Raw genomic sequence first — 19,963 nt, forward strand, 5'->3', positions numbered from 1 at the left:
TTTTTGTGTTGAAATTAAATCCCCTTAAATGAGGGTAACCTTTTTTCTTTAAAGGCCAAAACTCCTTCTTTATGATCACCTGTTTCTTTCAATACACTTTGAGCAAAGCCTTCAAGCTCAAGGACACTGTCTAAATCTGTTACACTTCTGCTATTTAAAATCCCTTTGGTAAATGTAAATGCCTTGATTGGGCCGCTTGTAAGATCTTCAGCAATTTGTTTTGCTTTGACCAGGCCATCTCCATCAGGTGTAACAACATTAACAAATCCGTATGTTTCGCCTTCTTGAGCGGATATCCGTGCACCCTTCCAGATTAGTTCCTTTAATTTCCAAGGTGATATCGTTTTACTCAAGAAATAATGTAATCCCATATCTGGTACTAAACTGACATTTTTGAAAGAGAGTGTAAATTTTGCACTTTCTTCCGCTACCACAATATCTGCCGCCAGCGCCAGACTAAACCCTGCACCTGCTGCATGCCCGTGTACGGCTGAAATGACGGGTTTTTTCAAGTTATAAATTCGTTTAACAATCGTCCCGGAATAATCTAATCTCTCCTTATTCTGAAGGGGAGCAGCCTTTTCGGCCATGCCTTTCACATCTCCTCCTGCACAAAAGGCTCTTCCTTTTCCTGTTAAAATAACAACTTTGATGCGGGGGTCTTGCTCAACCTCAGTCATTTTCTCCAATAGAGACGTCTTAACTTGCTGACTTAGTGCATTTAATGAATCCGGTGCATTTAAATAGATGGTTGCAATTCCGTTCTCAACTTGAAGAATTACATGTTCTTCCAATAATTTCACCTCATATACAAAATGTAAGTTTAAGAAAGTTTAAATGTTGCGATTCCTTTAACCACGACTTTTTCTTGTTCATTTACTATTACTGCTTCACCGATTGCTAACGACTTTCCAATATGAAGTGTACTGCCTTTACCGATTAATTTGGAACCTAGTGCAGGGCGTATATAGTTTAATTTCATCTCAATGGTTACAGCAGTTTGACCAACAGAAAGGAGGGAGCGTACAGCGGCTCCAGCAGTAGAATCTACTAAACTTGCTAGTGCTCCCCCATGTACACTCCCTTTACTTTGGGTAATTTCATATTTAATAGGGAGCTCAATGACCGACTCTCCCTCACCTTGGCTGATTAATTTCATTCCAATCAAATCCCAATATGGTCTTGGAGAGATTATTTCTTTTTCATTCATCTTGTACTCCCCCATATACTGAATGTTTTATTAGTTTTTTAATACCATTTCGTTCTCAACTTCTATCATGTTCGTCAATTCGCCGTACTGTACTAAATAATGGAGGACACGTACAAGCTTTTCAGGGGTGTCGTAAATAGGAAATTGTGATTCTTTATACATTTCCATCGCCTTTGGTGCAATGGTGCTAGACCCTAGACGGCCAACAACAATCGGTTTCTTTGAATCTTTGAAAACTTCTAATATCTCCCTGCCTAAAATGGATGCACCTGGATCGGCATTGGTGGTAAACATAATCGCTAAAGCATCCACATTTTCATCCTCTAAAGTGATCTTTAGGACTTCCTTAAACATTTCTGGTTTTGCCATAATTTCCGCAGTTACGTCAATTGGGTTTTGCGCGGAGCCAAATGGCGGAATATGTTCCTTTATTTTTTCACTGTCTTTTAGTAACGGAACATTTAGACCATATCGATTACATAAATCTGCAACAATACTGCATGCACCACCAGAAGCAGTGAGAATTCCGATATTTCTACCCTTTGGTAATGGCTGGACACTAAAAGAACTTGCTACATCGATTGTGTCTTGAATATTGTCCAGCCTTAATACTCCCAGCTTATTAAATGCAGCATCGTATGCTAAATCATTCCCTGCGATTGATCCTGTATGAGATTGGACCGCGCGTTTCCCCTCATCAGTACGCCCTGTTTTATAGACTAAAACAGGCTTTTTATTTTCTAAGGCCTTCTTAGTTGCCTTCTGGAAACTTTGGGCATCACTTAGGCTTTCCATAAAACAGGAAATTACCTTTGTATCTTCATCCGTTGCTAGATAATCAATGAAATCTGGAATACTTAAATCTACGGCATTTCCTACACTAATCCAGCGGCTAAACCCTATTCCTTTTTCCCATGCCCTGCTTAACAATGAGCTTCCTAATGCACCACTCTGAGAAACAAAGCCAATATTCCCTGAATATTTGTCTTTAGCTTCCAGCACCATACCAAATGCAGTGTAGATATTTTTCGGTGAACTAACCATTCCAATCGTATTTGGTCCAATAATTCTGATTCCATGCTCATCAGAAATTTTAGCTATTTCATCTTGTAATTTTTGACCATCCTCTCCTATTTCTGCAAAACCTGAGGAGTAAATAATCGCATTTTTGATTCCTTTTTCCGCACAATCTTTGATTATTCCAGGTACAAATTTAGCAGCAACAATCACACAAGCTAAATCCACTTCATTGGGAATTTCCTTCACACTTGGATAACATTTAAATCCTCTAATCGTTTCATTTTTAGGGTTAACAGGATAAATTTCACCGTTAAAACCATTTTCAATAATATATCGAATTAGGCGCCCGCCATTTTTCTTATCGTCATTGGTCGCACCCACGACAGCAATAGATGTAGGATTAAACATTTTATCTATATATTGAGTAGATTTACTTGTTTTCACTGAAGTTTCTAAATTGACGGTTGAAGTGGAAATGGCAATCCTTACATCGCAAATTCTAGCCTCATTATCAGTAAAAATGACAGGATTGAAATCAACCTCTTCTATTTCAGGGTGTTTCTCCACCAATTTATTTAAGGCTTGAACGATTGTGTTTAATTTTTCAAAATTAATTTTCTTTCCTCCACGATAACCGTTCAAAATAGGAAATACCTTTAATTTTTCTACCATCTCTATTAATTCTTTTTCCGTTACTGGCATTTGACCTATTTGTACATCCTTTAAAACCTCTACAAAAATTCCGCCCGCTCCTATTAATAGCTGATGTCCAAACACAGAGTCTTTTTTGATCCCAATAATCATCTCGGTTCCTTTTGAGACCATCTCCTGCAGCAAGATTCCCCTGAATTGTGCACCTTCAACTGCATTAATTTTATCTGCAATGTCTAAAAACTCATGTTCAAGTTCATTCAAACTGTTTATACCCAGCTTCACGATTCCCGCATCAGACTTATGTGTAATTTGAGGGGACATCCCTTTTAAAACCAATGGTATTTGTAACCCATTAAATGCAGCTTTTGCTTCCTCTAAACTCATAACTAATTGGCTTCTTGGAATTGGCAAATTATAGGGCTCTAGAAAAGTTATCCCCTCAGCTTCGGTTAAAAATAGTAAATCGTTTTCTTCCATTTAAGTAACACTCCTTTATCTAACGATCATTGACTTAGAATTTCACCTTTGGCCGGTGTTAAAAGACCCGATAATGTTAAAATGTTTTCTTCTTTTTCCATGTTAGTTACCATTTTAATAACCGCAGCAATATTCTCTTGTGGAATTGGATTTGCAGGTAATTTTGAGCACCTGACAAATTTTTCAATAATCTCCTCGTAACTCATACTATTATTGATACTGCCCTTAGGGTAGTCGACTCTCTTTTGATATATTTTTTGATTTTTCATCTTAATTGTGACGATTGCTGGAGATATTCCCCTATTTCCTAAGCTTTCGTCATATCTAGTTGTCACTCTATTCGAAATATTCAGAACCCGTTTTTCAGAGATAGCTTCTCCAGTAAAATCTTCGATAAAAATTTTCCCCTTTACTAAGGCAACTGCAACCGTATAAGGAATACTAAACTGGGCATCCACAATAACCTGTGGCGTTCTCCTTCTTTCAACTGGTTCACACACAATATTTGCTTGTTGGGTAACATCTACAATTATTTCTTCAATTTCTTCAACGTTAATTTGATGTTCCTCCCTTAACAGCAAAGCGGCATCAATCGCTGGATGAGTAAAGCGGCAGCAAGGGTAAGGCTTAAAGCTTAAATTTTCGTTCTCAAAAAACTCTCCATATGAATCTAAAAATACATCATAATCGAAATGCCCATTTAAATAGACTTTTGGAAAACTAAACTGTCCGTTAAAAACATTTCGTGCACCTGTGATTCCCTGTTGTGCAAGAATGGCGGCAGCAATACCTGCTTGTGCCCCGAATGCAGGCTGGATTCGCTTCGTTAAAGCAGCATCTGAAACAGCCTGAACAGTACCTGCCACCTGACTCAAAGTAATACCGATCGCATTTACCAATTCTTCATCCTTTAATTTTAGAATCAAACCAGCCGTTAAAGCAGAAGCGAAGTAGGCATACATTGGAGTAAATGCTAAGCCCAGCGAATTAGGACCGATTGTTGTTGCTTTTCCAAGTCTGCAGAGTAAATCTAACCCGAGGGTTACAGCTTTTAAAAATAGTTTTCCATCACAGCCACCGGCTCTCTCTGCTGCTGCAAGTGCAGCAGGTATGACTGAAATTCCTGCATGCAAAACAGCGGCATCATGAGTGTCATCCAGGTCTCTGGCATGTGCCAATGTTGAATTAACTAAAACAGCTAACGGAGCAGGCACCTTTATTCCATGGTATAGAATGGTACTTTCTTGTTTTCCTCCCCAATCAGAAACGACCTGAAATAGTTCATTGGTGCCCTCTGCATTTACTCCAGCGAAAATACAGCCGATTGTATCTAAAATATCTTTTTTTGTGGCATTTAATGCTTCTTCTGATATGGCATTAAAGGGTAAAGTGTTGGCTGTTTTCACTATTTTTTCAAGTTGGTCCATTTGCTTTTCCTCCTTTCTATCCGTGAAGAAGGCTGGAAAAGCGAGCAGAAATCGCTTTTCCAACTTTATTAATCATTTACTTTATTGCGCCAATTTCTTTAAAGTATTTTTCTGCTCCAGGATGCAAGTCAAGACGCATTAATTCAGGATTTAAAGTCGATTCAATGGTTACTTCTTTAGCACTTGAGTGGGATTCATAGAATGTTTCTAGGTTTTCAAATAATGATTTTGTGATGTTATATACAACTTCTTCATCAACGTCTGCTCTAACGGCAAAGACGGCAGACATTCCAACTGTAGGAATCGGTTTGTCATTTACCTGTTTATCACCATAAAGATTTGGATCACCTTCTGTTGCAAACATTCCATGTCCGATTTTAATTGCATTTTCTCTCTTTTCGCCGCCTAGTTCTAACCACAGAAGATCATGACTTAATGATAGCTCCTCAATAGCAGAAATTTTCCCTTTAGAACCAGCAGTTATCGCATCTACAGAGCCATCAGCTAATGCTGTAGCAGCAGCACTTTGGGTTAAATACTTCCAATCTGAGTTTTTCTCAGTAATTCCAAACTCAGGAAGGACAGAGGGCCATACATAAACTGCTCCGGTACTGCCCGGTGCGCCGACAGCAATACTTTTGCCTTTTAAGTCTTCGACTGTTTTAATACCAGAATCAGCTTTAACGATAAGGTTAAAGGCGGCATAATCCCATGCAAAGATCCCTTTCATTTCATTAATTTTGTCTGCTCCATTACCTTCACCAGCTTTTGCTGCATCAATATTCGGACTATATAATACCCCTAATTGAGCTTCACCAGCGGCCAATCTCGATAAATTTTCTGTTCCCCCTCCAGAAGTTTGCACGGTTAATTGAACATTAGGATGTTCCTTTTGTACAATGTTTGCAATCCCAGCTGCAAACGCATAAGACTCTGCTGTGTTGGATCCAGTTGTAACATTCCCTAGGAAAATATCATTTAGACCGCCTTTTTCTTTCCCGCTTGACGATGTACCAGCCTCTTCTTTATTTCCGCAAGCTGCCAAAAGTAGTAATGTAAGGACTGCCATAATAATGCTCAAGAATTTAAATTTTCTTTTCATGATCTTTCCCCCTTTTTTTGGTAAAACGATTGGTTTTACTATACTTCTGAACGTATGACATTTAAATACTATCAGTTGTCACCTGCGTATTTTCTGGTACCTTAGCTTTATTTTTATTGATGAAAACATACGCTAGCAGTAAGGCTAAGGCAGACATTCCAATGATATCAGTGATTGTTTCTGGGATGATACAGAGAATCCCGGCAATAAAAGCTAGAACTCTTATCCAAATTGGCAGTACTTTGAACAGATAGCCTTCAAATGCTGATGCAATTAATATGATTCCACCCATTGTAGTAAGCGTCACCTTAATGGTGTCAAAGAGTATATTATCTCCTATTAATATTAATTCTGGTGCATAAGCGAACATGAAAGGCAGGATAAACGCCAATAAACCAATTCTAACAGCATAAAATGATGTGCCCATTATACTCCCACCTGATATCCCAGCTGCTGCGTAAGATGACATCGCAACTGGAGGTGTGATAGGTGCTAAACCGGCAAAGTAGAATATGAACATATGTGCTGCAAAAAGATCTAAGCCGAGACTGCTTATAGCACTTCCAGCAATTACCCCTACTAATAAGTAACATGCCACTGGCGGCAGACCCATTCCTAGAATAACAGTTGCGATTGCAACAAATAGAAGTGCCAGGAATAAAGATTCCCCTGCTGCATTTGTTACTAAGATTGAAAACTTAACACCAATTCCAGTAATAGAAATACTGCCTATGATAATCCCTACAACAGCCAAGGCAGCAAATACACCTGCATTCTGCTTTGCACCTTCAATTAAAGAATCTACGTAATCTATGAATCTTCTTCTTGTAGTTTTTCTAACTAGACTAAACCCAACAGCAGAAACAATCGTGAAGAAGGCGGCATATCCAGGTGAAAACCCTTTCATTAATAAATACACTAATATAATGATTGGTATAAACATATGACCGCCATCTTTAAATATCTTTCTAATACTCGGAATCTCTTCTTTTGGCATAGGTTTTAGCCCATCTTTTACGGCTCTTAAATATACCGTTAAAAAGACAGAGAAATAGAAAAGCAAAGCAGGAATGATAGCAGCTACAATGATCTTTAAATAGCTGATCCCTAACAACTCAGCCATAACGAAAGCTGCAGATCCCATGACCGGAGGGAGATATTGACCTCCTGTAGATGCTACAGCTTCAATCGCTCCAGCATAGTCTTTCTTGAACCCACTTTTCTTCATCAATGGAATCGTTAAGGTACCTGTCCCTACCACATTTGCCACGGGGCTTCCTGACATAGTTCCAAACAATGAACTAGCCAAGATTGCGGTGATTCCTGGTCCACCTGTCATTCTGCCTGTTACTGCTAACGAAAGGTCAATAAAGTATTTTCCTGCACCAGTCACTTCCAATATGGTCCCGAAAATGATGAATATGGCTACTACTGTTGCCATCGTATTTAGAGCAACCCCAAATATTCCTTCATAACCTAAGAAAATATAGGCAACTGATCTCTCAAAAGAAAAGCCTGTGTGACCAAAGAATCCCGGAATATATGGTCCGGCGAAAATATAAACAAAGAATATCAGTCCTAGAATGACTAGTACATAACCGGTTGTTCTTCTACATGTCTCAAGGACCAGCAATATTCCAATCGTACTAACAATATAATCTGTTGTTGTATTGGCACTGCCTAAACGCAGCAGGATTTCATTTTCAAAAATAAGGACATAGCCAATTGTTAATATACTGGCAATTAGTAAAATACCATCTACTAATAAATGCCAGGGTTTCGTGTTTTTTTTGCTAAGGGGGAAAGTACAAAAAATGATAACACATACCAGCAATAATGGTACTCCCCGCTGAACCATAGGGGAAAACTGGCCAAATCCCATACTATATACCATGAATAGTGAGAATACTAACCCGGCAATCCAGGCAATATTCTTTCTACATTTATTTACAAATTCCATTTACTTTCCTCCCTTTCAATAGTTCTTAGCTATTATTAATTTTTACATTTTCAGTTACTTTAGGTCTTCGCTGGCTAAATTTCATTCCTAATACTTCCTCTGCAATTTTGTTTTTCATCATCTCAGGTGTACCGCCAGCAATCATCCAGCCTCTAACTCTTCTAAAAATGTACTCTAGCGGATACTCTGTTGAATAACCATAACCCCCAAAAATTTGCAGTGCCTCATGAGCTACTTCAAATGCAGCAGTGTTAACATAAGATTTTGCAATAGATGTCTCTAAAAGGCTTGGTGCGCCTAAGTCAGCATTGGTTGCTGCCCGATATAATAATAGTCTAGCTGCGTCTAATTTAATTTTCATTTCTGCTATCTTCCATTGAATACCTTGGAATTCTGCTAATGGCCGTCCGAATTGCTCACGTTCTTTGGCATGCTGTACTGCCTTATCAAATGCGGATTGAGCTAAAGCTAATGCTCTTGTAGCATTTCCTGAACGTTCTACATTGAACATTTTAAATAATTTCCTAAAACCGTCTTCAGCGACCAGAATATTATCTACCGGAACTTCGCAGTTATCAAAATATAGGGCTGAATGCTCTTCGCCAGACATATGTGTTTCCCTTTTCCCTACTGTCAAACCAGGTGAATTTCTTTCTACTAACACAGCGCCTGTGCTCTTTACTCCTTTACCAAATCTTACCCAGACAACATAGAATGAGTTACTCGGCCCATGGGTATTGAAAATTTTAGAACCATTGATAATAACCTTATCCCCTTCAATTCTTGCAATCGTTTGCAAGTCTGTCGTCGCTGACCCTGCGTTTGGTTCTGACATTCCAACTGAGATTAACTTTTCTCCTGCCAAAATAGACGGTAAAACCCTTTCTTTCAATTCTTTCGATCCATAGGTTGCTACTTGTTTAATCGCACCAAAATTCCCTACTTGAAATAAGTCTGCTGTGTGAGGACAAACCTTTGCGAGTTCCTCCATTACAATCATAGCATCGATTAAAGACCGCCCTTGGCCGCCGTCTTCTTCCGAAAGTGTCATCCCTAATAAGCCATATTTTGCGAGGGTTCTTGCATTTTCCCATGGAGTCTCTTCTTTTTTCTCCCATGTATATGCTTTCTCTGCGAAGTGATCTAACGCTAGATTTCTGGACCATTTTTGTAATTCTAACTGTTCATCTGTTAATTGGAAATTCATATTATCGGCTCCTGTTCCTTAAATTAGTAAAATTACATTTTCTATTAATATTTAATGCAATTATTGTGCCAATTCAGAAAATTTTAAAATTAAATAAAAAAATGTATTTATTTAAGGTACAAAAGCCAAATTAGTCCTATTAGAAATAGGGTTTTCTTTAGTACTGTTTATTTTTTTAATACTATGATGAACATAACGTTCAATAAATGAGCATCAAATCTCGTTAAAAAACTGAACAGTTTACCAAGACTTCCATTCATTTTTTGAACGGACCATTTAACTTCTATTATGAAGCTATCCGAATTAATCTACTTTCTCCATATTTTTGCTTATTTTCTTCCATAGAGTTGTCCTGCTTACTCCAAGTTTTTCGGCTACAAGCGTACGATTATTGTTGTACCGCTGAAGCATTTTTTCATAAATTTGTTTTTCAATTTCTTCCATAGAAGAAATTTCAATTCGGAGCGAATCTTCTTTATTTTTTTCTTCACTATGCCCGGTTATCTCTGTTTCATTTACTATTTCATCGATAAATTCATCTTCATTTTGGGATCCAAGAACACATAATTGAAATCGTTCTACAATGTTTTCAAGCTGTCTAATATTCCCTGGCCATCCATAATTCAAAAAAAAGTCCCTAACCTTTTGAGATAAATTCTCCCATTGTAAACTAGAGGTTCCTTTTTTAAAGAAATGATCCACTAATTCAGGGATATCCTCTTTTCTAGCTTTCAGTGGAGGCACTTCAAGTCTTAATACATTGATTCTGAAAAATAAATCGGCGCGAAATTTCCCTTCTGTTACAAGTTTCCATAAATTTTGATTGGTAGCAGTCACAATACGTATATCTACAGGTATAACCCGATCTCCTCCAACTCTCATAACCTCTCTTTCTTGTAAAACCCTGAGCAAACGTGCTTGGATGGGAGCAGAAATTTCTCCAATCTCATCGAGAAAAATTGTACCTCCATGAGAAAGTTCAAATACGCCTGCTCGGCCGCCTTTTTTTGCACCGGTAAAAGCACCATCGGAATATCCAAATAATTCACTCTCAAGCAAAGACTCTGGCAATGCGGCGCAATTGACAGCTACAAATGGACCTTTAGCCCTTACGCTAGCATTGTGAATTCCTTGTGCAATTAACTCCTTCCCTGTCCCGCTTTCTCCGGTTATTAATATTGTAGATTCTGTTTCTGCATACACTTTTGCTCTTTTAAGTATTGCTTCCATTTTTATGCTGGAGTATTTAATATCAGAAAAACTCGACCTTGCAATCAGTCCTTTTGCATGTGATTCTCGACGTATTCTGTTTTCTAATTGTTGAATCTCACTGATGGCTCTACAAGTAAACAATCTGCCTTCTTCTTCACTTTCAATTTTAACTTGCTGAAAAGTGATGACCATATCACTTGTTGTAATTGATCCCTTCTCATTCGAATCATAATCATTCGATAGAAGTTTTCGTAATTTTGTATTCGTAATTTCTTCGTAAGATCTTCCTATTACGTCCTTCTCTGCTATATCAAACATTTCCTCAGCTGCGGGATTAATCATTTCAATTATTCCTTGACGATTTACAAACAATATCCCTTCTCCAGTCGTGGATATTAATGCATTTAATCTTGTTGCTCTCTCTCGCGCAATAATACGGTATTTTGCGATTTCCTGAGCACGTAATATCGTACGTTTAATAATTCTTTCACTCGTTAAAATTGGTACTACTTTCATCCCAAAATTTTCAATTACCTTATGAGCACGTCTTCCTCCACCAACAATTACATCTATTCCTATTTCTTTTGCCTTCTTGATCTGTTCCTTTATATCATCCATATTCTTATATGGAAGCTGGGTAACTTGAAAACCTATTACATGGGAGACTGTTTCCATTTTGTATGGAAATGCTTCCTCGGGGTAGGTAAGGAATCCTACATGGTTTCCTAGTTTTCTAGCATTTAGAAAAGCTTGCATTAAGTCAAAATCACTATTATCACAATGAATGATTGGCATATCTACCACTTTAGCAATTTGCTCAGCAGTACCCGCACGACTAATAATTACTTCATAACCACTTTTCCTTACGAGTTCAGATATCTTTTCTGCTGCTCCAGACATTGTTTCCTCAATTATGGTTAGCTCACATCCAAGTTCTTCTGATACTTTTTTGATAATATCTGTCATCTGCTTATACGGAGAAGTCATAATTAGTCTTGCATTCATTTCATTCCCTCCTATGTAATTCTGAGTGATAATTATGAAAATTCAATTTTTACTATATTTTAACATAATCCGACCAGCGGAATTGTCCGTTAAATTAAAAATCGAGGAAATTTGGGAAAAAAATAGCAAAGCACTCTTCTCTTTACTGTACTTTTTAAGAGAGAATGCTTTGCTAATTAATAGAATTTATTATTCATAGATAAATAAATTTGACCAATCTTAGGTTTCAATTGGCACTGTCACTGTTCTGCTTGCTTGACCAAAGGATGGAATAAATGTCGAATGTGGACCATGGCTTCCTGCTACTATTACCTTTATGTCCTCTGGAGAATCAACAATCGGGGCCATATAATAATCTGGAACATTTAGGAACCATTTTGGTCTTCGCTTATATAATAGTTGTTTTTTGGTCTCTTCAGGGAGTGCACTTAAAGGAACCCTTGCATAATCATACAGAAATTTCTGTACATCCTTTTTAGAGAAACCGTCATCTTTTATCAATTGGGCATGCTCGGGACTTAACACAATTAAGACTTCTCCGCCAACACTTAGATTATTCGTTCCTAATCCTGTCATGGTCCCTGCAATCATAATTAATAAGCTTTGTGCACTTGTACTAGATTCGTCAAGAATATTTTGCGTGCCAGCTGCGCCGAAAACACTAACCGTACTTTCCTGCAGCTCAAATTTATTTTCAACGTGATATGGTTCCCAAGGGTTTTCTTCTTCATTTTCAGCAATACAAAAACTAATTTTCCCAGGCTGCCCTTGTGTTGCTCGGTCAAGTTCACCCGGTAGTGCATTACCAATATTGATCATACATAAGCGAATTGCTCGGCCAATGGTTAGATTTACTTTATTCCCATTCCCAAAGACATTGGCTTTACTATTCATTCCTAGTTGTTTCGCAATTGGACCATTAATTACAAGCAAAGGCGTTACAGGATTTGTAGTGGCCTGCAGCGCATACAAATTAAATTTTGGGTGGAGCAATGCCCGAATTGCAGCCAAAACAACTGGAAAATATTTTGGCTCACACCCTGCCATTACCGCGTTAACAGCGACCTTCTCGATAGTAGTTTCTGACCATTGAGGCGGAAATTCACCTAAGGTTTTGTTTGCTGGGTCATTCGAAAATCGAAGCATAGTATCTACTAGTTCTTTAGTTGGAGGGATAATTGGTAATCCATCTGTCCAATGTTGTTGATAGAAATAATCATTCACTTCTTTAAAAAACGAAAGCTCTATGTCTTTTGAATAATCTATCTTGACATATTCATCTTCGACTTTTGCTTCAACCGCGATGGAATCTTGTTCTCGGCATAATAATTCCAAAACTTCGTCCGTAATATTTCTTCCATATTGTTCAGCAATATCATGTTTAACACTGCCAAGCGGGTGAGGAACTTTTACTATTGCAAGCTCTGGCATTCCCTTGGCTTCAGCTTCCGCCTTTGCAAGTGGATAAAAGGCTTCAGAACAAATCGTAACGGTTGGGATGCCTAGATTTTCTATATACATCGAATCACGGATACTCCATGATGTGCAGGAACCTCAATCACCGACTCCAGTTATCATACCGTGAAAGTTTTCTTTAATTTCTCCAATTACATCATCTGGCAATAGTGTAGGAGTATCGATTTTTTTAAACATTTTAATAGAGGCAGCATGTCCTTGTGCTAATTCACTTATACCATTTAACACATGGTCAGACTGTGGCTTTAGATTATCTAAAAATGCAATATTTGCATTGTTTAAATCTGATAGCTTAGGTGCTAGCGTGCTTTTAACTTTTTTATCAATTGGTTTTGGTACATGAACAAGAATACTTTCCAAAACGATCACTCCCATAATTTTTAATAAACTTATAAACTTACGATAGACTGTTTCTCAAAATCTTCCTTGAGTTGTTTACGGAAATTAGGATGCGCTATATTAATTAATTCCTCAGCCCTTTCACTTAATGTCTTACCAAATAATGAAGCAATCCCATACTCAGTAACTACATAATCAATTTCAGATTTGATAGACGTTACATTTGAAACACTAATCTTAATACGAGATTGAGTTCCCTTTTTGGCAGTAGATGGAAGGGCAATGATTGCTTTTCCGCCTTTTGATAATCTTGCTCCCTTAATAAAATCCATCTGACCTCCTACACCTCCCATAGGATAGTCACCCACTTGTTCGGCATTGATTTGCCCAAAAATATCAACTTCTAACGCAGAATTGATAGCATGGAAATTACTAATCTGCGAGATCATAGCGGGATTATGGGTGTATTCTGCCGGATATAATTCAATCTCCGGATTCCTATGGGCATATCGGTATAAATTATCTGTTCCTGTTAAAGTAGTACAAACTGTTTTAAACCGGTTAATTTCTTTATGTTCATTCGTAATAACCTTTAGCTCCATTAACTCGATAACTGGATCAATAATGGACCCGGAATGTATTCCCAATTCTTTCTTATTCTTTAGAGCGAGTATGATACTATTTGCTAATTTTCCTACACCCACTTGAATCGTTGCTTTATCCGGCACGAGCTCCGCTACATTTTCAGCTATGGCCAGCTCCACTTTATCCGGCACTCCATTAGAAATAGTCAGCAGAGGGCGATCCGATTGGACAAAATGATCAATCTGCGAGACATGTACGAATGTTACCCCGTTTGTATTTGGAAGCTGCTGATTCACCTGAGCAATAATTCTTTTAGCTTTCTTCAGCAATGTTGGTATTATATCTACCGAAATCCCTAAGCTGCAATATCCTTCTTCGTTTGGAGGAGAAACCTGAATCAGTGCAGCATCAATTGGATTTTCTGTAATAAAACGGGAAATTTCTGAAAGATTTACAGGTATGTAGTCACATACCTGATTGTTAAAAGCACTTTTAAAACTCGGAGTGCTTAAAAATGTTCTAATTTTAAAGTGGGAGTGACACGCTGGGTCAGCATACTTACAACGACTTCCAATAATGGCTGTATATAGATAAACATCCTGTAAACGATCCTTTTGCCGAACCAGTTCTTCCACTAGTGTTTGTGGTTCATTACAGAATGGAGCCAAAAATACCTTTTGTTGGGATTGAATTGAATGTATTGCTTGCTCTAGAGAGGTTATTCGATTTTCATATATCGTTTCCCATTCTTTTTTTGTCACAATATTTCCTCCGAAAAATAATTAGACTTTCGTTGAAAGACTCTTCGCAAACGGAGCTATTTTGAGAAGTTTCTCATAGTTAATTCCCGTTTCGCAATCCATTTGTGAAAGCATGTTTACAAGTCTTTCTGTTGCAACATTTCCAGTAGCTCCTGGAGAGTATGGGCAGCCTCCTAAGCCGCCGATCGAGCTGTCAAATTTTGTTACACCTGCTTGAAGTGCAGCAACCACATTAGCTAAAGCCAAGTGATTACTATCATGAAAATGACCGACAAATGGAATATCTGGATACAAATCTTTTAATCTAGAAAAGCGTTCATATACTAATTTTGGATTTGCTCCGCCATTTGTATCGCCAATATCTATTTCATCCGCTCCAAGCTGTACAAATCTATCACATACAAATTTCACTTCATCAAAAGAAACGGCCCCTTCATATGGGCACGTGAAAGCCATTGAAACATAGGCTCGAATAAACATCCCATTTTCTTTTGCCAGCTTAAACATTGGTTCGCACTCTATTAACGACTCTGATGTTTCTTTATTTATGTTTTTTTTATTAAAAGCTGAGCTTGCACCAATAAAAACAGCAATTTGCGGAACCTTCGATAGTATTGCTCTCTCCAATGCCCTAAGATTTGGGGTTAACGCTATATATTCCAGCCCTAACTCATTACAAAATTGAGCAATTTCTTCTGAATCAGCCATTTGAGGTACCCATTTCGGATGGACAAATGCTGCGGTTTCAATCCGTTTTATACCTGAATTAACAAGTGATGTGATTAACTCTTTTTTATTTTCAGTAGAAATCGTGCCAGGCTCGTTTTGAAGGCCGTCACGGGGACCTACTTCGATAATTTCAACTTCCTTAGGAAAAATCAATATGCTCTCCCCTTAAGATTAATAGGATCTTGGTAATCCTAGAACATGTTCTGAAATATAAGATAGGATTAAATTTGTAGAGATAGGTGCAACTTGATACAATCTTGTTTCTCTAAATTTCCGTTCAACATCATATTCTTCAGCAAAACCAAATCCGCCATGAGTTTGTAAGGCTACATTGGCTGCTTCCCAAGAAGAATCAGCAGCAAGGAGCTTTGCCATATTTGCTTCAGCAGCACACTTTTCTCCTGAATCAAATAATTTTGCAGCCTTAAATCTCATTAAATCCGCAGCTTCAATATTTACATGTGCTCGTGCGATTGGAAATTGAATTCCTTGGTTTTTTCCAATTGGCCGTTCAAAAACAACTCTATCATTTGCATATTCTGCTGCCCTATTAATAAACCAGCGGCCATCTCCAATACACTCAGCGGCAATTAGTATCCTCTCTGCATTCATGCCATCTAAGATATATTTGAATCCTTTTCCTTCTTCTCCGATTAAGTTTTCTACTGGCACCTCTAGGTCTTCAATAAATAATTCTGTTGTAGCATGATTCATCATCGTACGAAGCGGACGAATAGTAAGGCCATTACCAATTGCTTCATTTAAATCTACCAAGAGGACTGAAAGCCCTTCTGTTTTCTTTGTAACTTGTTCAATAGGGGTAGTGCGAACCAATAAAATCATTAAATCGGAATACTCGGCTCTTGAAATAAAGACCTTTTGACCATTTACCACGTATTTGTCACCAACACGTTTAGCAAAGGTTTTAAGTTTAGTAGTATCTGTACCAGTATTTGGCTCTGTTACACCAAATGCTTGTAATCTAAGTGTCCCATCCGCTATTTTTGGCAGATATTTTTCTTTTTGTTCTTTACTCCCATGACGAAGGAGTGTTCCCATCGTATACATTTGGGCATGACAAGCACCAGCATTACCGCCGGAACGGTTGATTTCCTCGAGTATAATGGATGCCTCCGTCAATCCTAAGCCTGATCCGCCGTACTCTTCAGGTATTAGAGCAGCTAAAAATCCGTTTTTTGTAATCTCATTTACAAATTCTTCAGGATAAGCTTCCATTGCGTCTAACTCTCTCCAGTAAGAATCCGGATACTTACTGCAAACCGCTCGAACACTTTGTCTTAGCTCTTCATGAAATTCAAGTTCTTCAGCATTTAATGTCATATTCATCATAAATCCTCCTCATTTATCTTCCTAAAAATTGCGGCTGACGTTTTTCTACAAATGCGCGGACGCCTTCTAAACGATCTTCTGTATTAATACAATGACCATAAAACTCAATTTCTTTCGCTCTGGCAGGTTCATTTGGCATTCCAAACAATTCATCAATGGATGCTTTACAATTTTGAACTGCCAAAGGTGCGTTATTACTAATTTTTTCAGCAAGTTCAATTGCTTTTTCACGAAGTTCATTTGAATCAGCTAGTATGTTTAATAATCCGGCTTTATCGGCTTCTTCACCTGAGATCAATCTTCCTGTACATATCCATTCCTTGGCTCGGTGTACACCGATTCGCTTTGGAAGTAAACGAGTTCCACCTCCGCCAGGCATAATTCCTCTTGTAACTTCAGGCAGTCCAAATATCGCGGTCTTCGCAGCAACAATCATGTCACAATTTAATACAATCTCAAAACCGCCTCCTAATGCATAGCCATCAACTACTGCTATTACAGGCTGTTTCAAATCTTGTATATGATTAAACATTCTTTGGAAGAGTAAATGTTGTTCCTTCCATTGAGATTCTGTCATTTTATTTCGTTCTTTTAAATCAGCTCCTGCACAAAATGCTTTGCTTGTAGAAGAACGAATTAATACTACTCTTGTATCTCTGTTTTTAATAGTTTGACAGATTTCAATTATTTGCTGAGCCATTTCTGTTGTAAATGCATTTCGGGCTTCTGGACGGTTTAAGACGATTTCGTCAATCCTGCCATCTTTTCCAAGCCGATTTAATTCAACAAATGTCATTCATCTCTACTCCCATACAAGAAATTTTTAGCTTATGCTTGTTCTAATTGTTTTTCACCAATAACCCCGTTTTCTCTAAGCTGTTCAATTTGCTTGTTAGAATAATTTAATCTTGATAATATTTCGTCTGTATGCTCACCTAACAGCGGAGCATGTGATTGTATAACACCAGGTGTCTTTGAAAATTTTATTGGAAACCCTATTTGGTTAATCTCACCAGCAATAGGGTGTTTCATTTTTGTAAACATGTCACGAGCTATAATTTGAGGGTCATCGAATACTTCATCAATATCATAAACAGGCCCTACACATGTATCTTCATATTTTAATAAATCCAGCCATTCTTTTTGCGTTCTTGTTTTGCAAAGGGCAGCTAAATCCTTCTTAAGCTGCACCTGAACATCATCAGGCGCTTCATGTAGTTCAATCCATTCTGGCTTTCCTATTAATTCACAAATTTTCTTCCAAAATTTCAATTCATTTGCACCAACTGAAATAAACTTATTGTCTTTTGTTTCGTATACCTCATAGCAGGCATATTTCCCATCCAACCGATTCTTTCCTCTTTCTGGAACCTCATTTGATGCAAAGAAATCAGAAACTGCTGCATATAACCATGTAACAGCGCCATCTAACATCGAAACGTCAATATATTGTCCTTTTCCTGTTCTCTCGCGATGGAATAATGCCATACATATAGCAGAAAGAGAGAGAAGGGCTCCCCCGCCAATATCAGCAATTTGTACTCCTGGGACAATCGGCTTGCCGTTTCTTTCTCCAATTAATCCTAAAATGCCGCTATAGCCAATATAATTGACATCATGACCTGGTAAATTGCGATAAGGACCTGTCTGCCCATATCCTGTTAATGAACAATATATAATTCCCTCATTTTTCTTTGAAATTTCTTCATAACCTAAACCCAACCGTTCCATGACTCCAGGGCGAAAGCTTTCAATAATGACATCAGCCTCTGCTGCTAATTTATTAAAGATTACTTTACCCTCTTCTGTTTTCAAGTTAAGTTCTATGCTTTTTTTGTTCCTATTAATGGTTAAATGACGGGCACCAATTCCATTGATACCTGGTTTTCGCCATCTTATATAATCACCTTCGCCCGGCTGTTCGACTTTTATTACTTCGGCCCCATAGTCAGCCATCATTAACGTACAATATGGTCCCGGCAGTAATCTTGTTAAGTCTAATACTTTAACACCTGAAAGTGCCCCCATAGTGATACCTCCTTTTTTAGAGATTAGTAGAATGACCTGCTATTTTGTCTGCAGTGAGGAATTTATATAAAATACATCTAGATTCTCCAGGTTTTCGAAAGTCCAAATTGCATTCAACACTTGGTCAACTTCGTCCTTTGTCAAAATTCCAAGGCAGTTATTAACAAATTTTGCTTCTAATTCTTTATCCGTAAGAGGATAGTTTGATTCTCCCTTTGGATCTTCTACGTATTGTCTATACTCTGTACCATCCTTCATGGTTATAGTAATAATTGCTGGTCTATGCTTTGGATAGCTTTCCTCGCATCTTTCATCCGCCGTTACATCTACTTTATTTATTAAATTTTGTACTTGTTCAGACTGCACTTTAGAGTCTTCAAAAGTGTTAATAGAAACCTCTCCATAGACTAGCGCTAAAGCAACAGCACATGGAATGCTCATTTGTGCATCTAATAAATGATTAACTTCTTTGTGCTTATGATTTGCTCCAACTTTATATGTGCCAACTTCAATTCTGTCAATATTATTCACATCAATTTGATTAAGGGTTAATAATTCTAATGTCCCATCAATTGGACCATGTAAGTGCCTGCAGCAAGGATAAGGCTTGAAGTAAATTTTTGAGATTTCATATTCAGTATGCAAACCCAAATATAATCGTTCTAGATTGATATTGTTGTCAGCAAAAGCACGGACAAATCCATTTTTCCCTTCAAATACCTTCTTAGGACCTGTTATTCCTTTCAGAGCCAATTCTGCTGATAAAATTGCATCTCTTGCTGCTTTCCCTGGATGTATTCTCTTAATATCTGCCCCTTCGCCTAAAAATTCAAATAGTCCTCCTGAAAAACTGCCCGCATGACCGAGTGCATCTAAGATTTGTTCTTTATTAGCCTTTAAGAGCACACAAACAGCTGCTGTTGCTCCAAAAATCCCAATTACCGGCGTGTTATGGTAACCCCTCTTCCATACATTCGGGTGCAGTGCAGCCGATAAACGTCCTGCAATTTCATATCCAATAATTGCTGCCTTTATAAATTCCTCCTGACTTGAACTATATTGTTCAGCAACTGCAAAGATTGCTGGAAAAACAACTGTACCTATATGAATGGATCCATGTGTATGGCCATCATCAAAATCTAAACTGTGCGCGCTTGTTCCATTTACTAAAGCCGCATTTAGTGGTGATAATTTCATAGATTTACCTGTGACCGATGAAATTTCACTGCTATCAATTTGCTTTAAATACTCTAGTAAGCTATTAGGGACAGGCATATTAGAACCTGTAATGGCAGCACACACGTAATCCATTAATGCCCTTTTAAATTTGTGTACTACCTCAGAATCGAATTCCTTTTGTTGGCTATCAATAATATAGGCTGCGAGTGCATCCGTAATATTTTTATCAAGAGTCATTTCAT

General features: G+C 37.8%; 15 protein-coding genes. All 15 read right to left on the reverse strand.

Annotation, left to right across the window (positions count from 1 at the left end):
• Positions 1–14: 14 nt before the first annotated feature.
• Positions 15–794 (reverse strand): enoyl-CoA hydratase/isomerase family protein, encoded by a 780-nt coding sequence (locus tag SFC47_RS13670; protein ID WP_411254840.1) that lies wholly within the window; start codon positions 792–794, stop codon positions 15–17.
• Positions 795–823: 29 nt separating this feature from the next.
• On the reverse strand, positions 824–1,210 hold the full coding sequence (locus SFC47_RS13675) for a PaaI family thioesterase (protein WP_411254841.1): 387 nt from the start codon (positions 1,208–1,210) through the stop codon (positions 824–826).
• Positions 1,211–1,240: 30 nt separating this feature from the next.
• The gene (locus SFC47_RS13680; protein ID WP_411254842.1) at positions 1,241–3,361 is read right to left on the reverse strand and encodes an acetate--CoA ligase family protein; all 2,121 of its coding nucleotides are present in this window, start codon (positions 3,359–3,361) and stop codon (positions 1,241–1,243) included.
• 26 nt (positions 3,362–3,387) lie between these two features.
• Positions 3,388–4,788 carry an MmgE/PrpD family protein gene (locus tag SFC47_RS13685; RefSeq protein ID WP_411254843.1) on the reverse strand — a complete coding sequence of 467 codons (1,401 nt, stop codon included), beginning with the start codon at positions 4,786–4,788 and terminating at the stop codon, positions 3,388–3,390.
• A gap of 76 nt (positions 4,789–4,864) precedes the next feature.
• Positions 4,865–5,890, reverse strand: a complete 1,026-nt coding sequence (locus tag SFC47_RS13690; protein WP_411254844.1) for a TAXI family TRAP transporter solute-binding subunit — start codon at positions 5,888–5,890, stop codon at positions 4,865–4,867.
• A 61-nt stretch (positions 5,891–5,951) separates the two neighbouring features.
• Positions 5,952–7,850 carry a TRAP transporter permease gene (locus SFC47_RS13695; protein WP_411254845.1) on the reverse strand — a complete coding sequence of 633 codons (1,899 nt, stop codon included), beginning with the start codon at positions 7,848–7,850 and terminating at the stop codon, positions 5,952–5,954.
• A gap of 25 nt (positions 7,851–7,875) precedes the next feature.
• On the reverse strand, positions 7,876–9,057 hold the full coding sequence (locus SFC47_RS13700) for an acyl-CoA dehydrogenase family protein (protein WP_411254846.1): 1,182 nt from the start codon (positions 9,055–9,057) through the stop codon (positions 7,876–7,878).
• 303 nt (positions 9,058–9,360) lie between these two features.
• Positions 9,361–11,274, reverse strand: coding sequence for a sigma 54-interacting transcriptional regulator (locus SFC47_RS13705; protein WP_411254847.1), 1,914 nt, complete (start codon positions 11,272–11,274; stop codon positions 9,361–9,363).
• A gap of 219 nt (positions 11,275–11,493) precedes the next feature.
• A complete protein-coding gene (locus SFC47_RS13710; protein WP_486348378.1) occupies positions 11,494–13,125 on the reverse strand; it encodes a UGSC family (seleno)protein in 1,632 nt (543 codons plus the stop codon).
• Positions 13,126–13,139: 14 nt separating this feature from the next.
• A complete protein-coding gene (locus SFC47_RS13720; RefSeq protein WP_411254850.1) occupies positions 13,140–14,435 on the reverse strand; it encodes an acetyl-CoA hydrolase/transferase family protein in 1,296 nt (431 codons plus the stop codon).
• A 21-nt stretch (positions 14,436–14,456) separates the two neighbouring features.
• Positions 14,457–15,317: a hydroxymethylglutaryl-CoA lyase gene (locus SFC47_RS13725; RefSeq protein WP_411254851.1), complete on the reverse strand. Its 861-nt coding sequence runs from the start codon at positions 15,315–15,317 to the stop codon at positions 14,457–14,459.
• Positions 15,318–15,335: 18 nt separating this feature from the next.
• On the reverse strand, positions 15,336–16,514 hold the full coding sequence (locus SFC47_RS13730) for an acyl-CoA dehydrogenase family protein (RefSeq protein ID WP_411254852.1): 1,179 nt from the start codon (positions 16,512–16,514) through the stop codon (positions 15,336–15,338).
• Between the two features lie 13 nt (positions 16,515–16,527).
• Positions 16,528–17,310 (reverse strand): enoyl-CoA hydratase/isomerase family protein, encoded by a 783-nt coding sequence (locus tag SFC47_RS13735; protein WP_411254853.1) that lies wholly within the window; start codon positions 17,308–17,310, stop codon positions 16,528–16,530.
• A gap of 32 nt (positions 17,311–17,342) precedes the next feature.
• Complete coding sequence (locus SFC47_RS13740; protein ID WP_411254854.1) at positions 17,343–18,542, reverse strand: CaiB/BaiF CoA transferase family protein; 1,200 nt, start codon at positions 18,540–18,542, stop codon at positions 17,343–17,345.
• Between the two features lie 39 nt (positions 18,543–18,581).
• The gene (locus SFC47_RS13745) at positions 18,582–19,958 is read right to left on the reverse strand and encodes an MmgE/PrpD family protein (protein WP_411254855.1); all 1,377 of its coding nucleotides are present in this window, start codon (positions 19,956–19,958) and stop codon (positions 18,582–18,584) included.
• Between the last annotated feature and the right edge of the window lie 5 nt (positions 19,959–19,963).

The sequence above is a fragment of the Neobacillus niacini genome, from assembly GCF_046591715.1.
GTDB lineage: Bacteria > Bacillota > Bacilli > Bacillales > Cytobacillaceae > Neobacillus > Neobacillus niacini_L.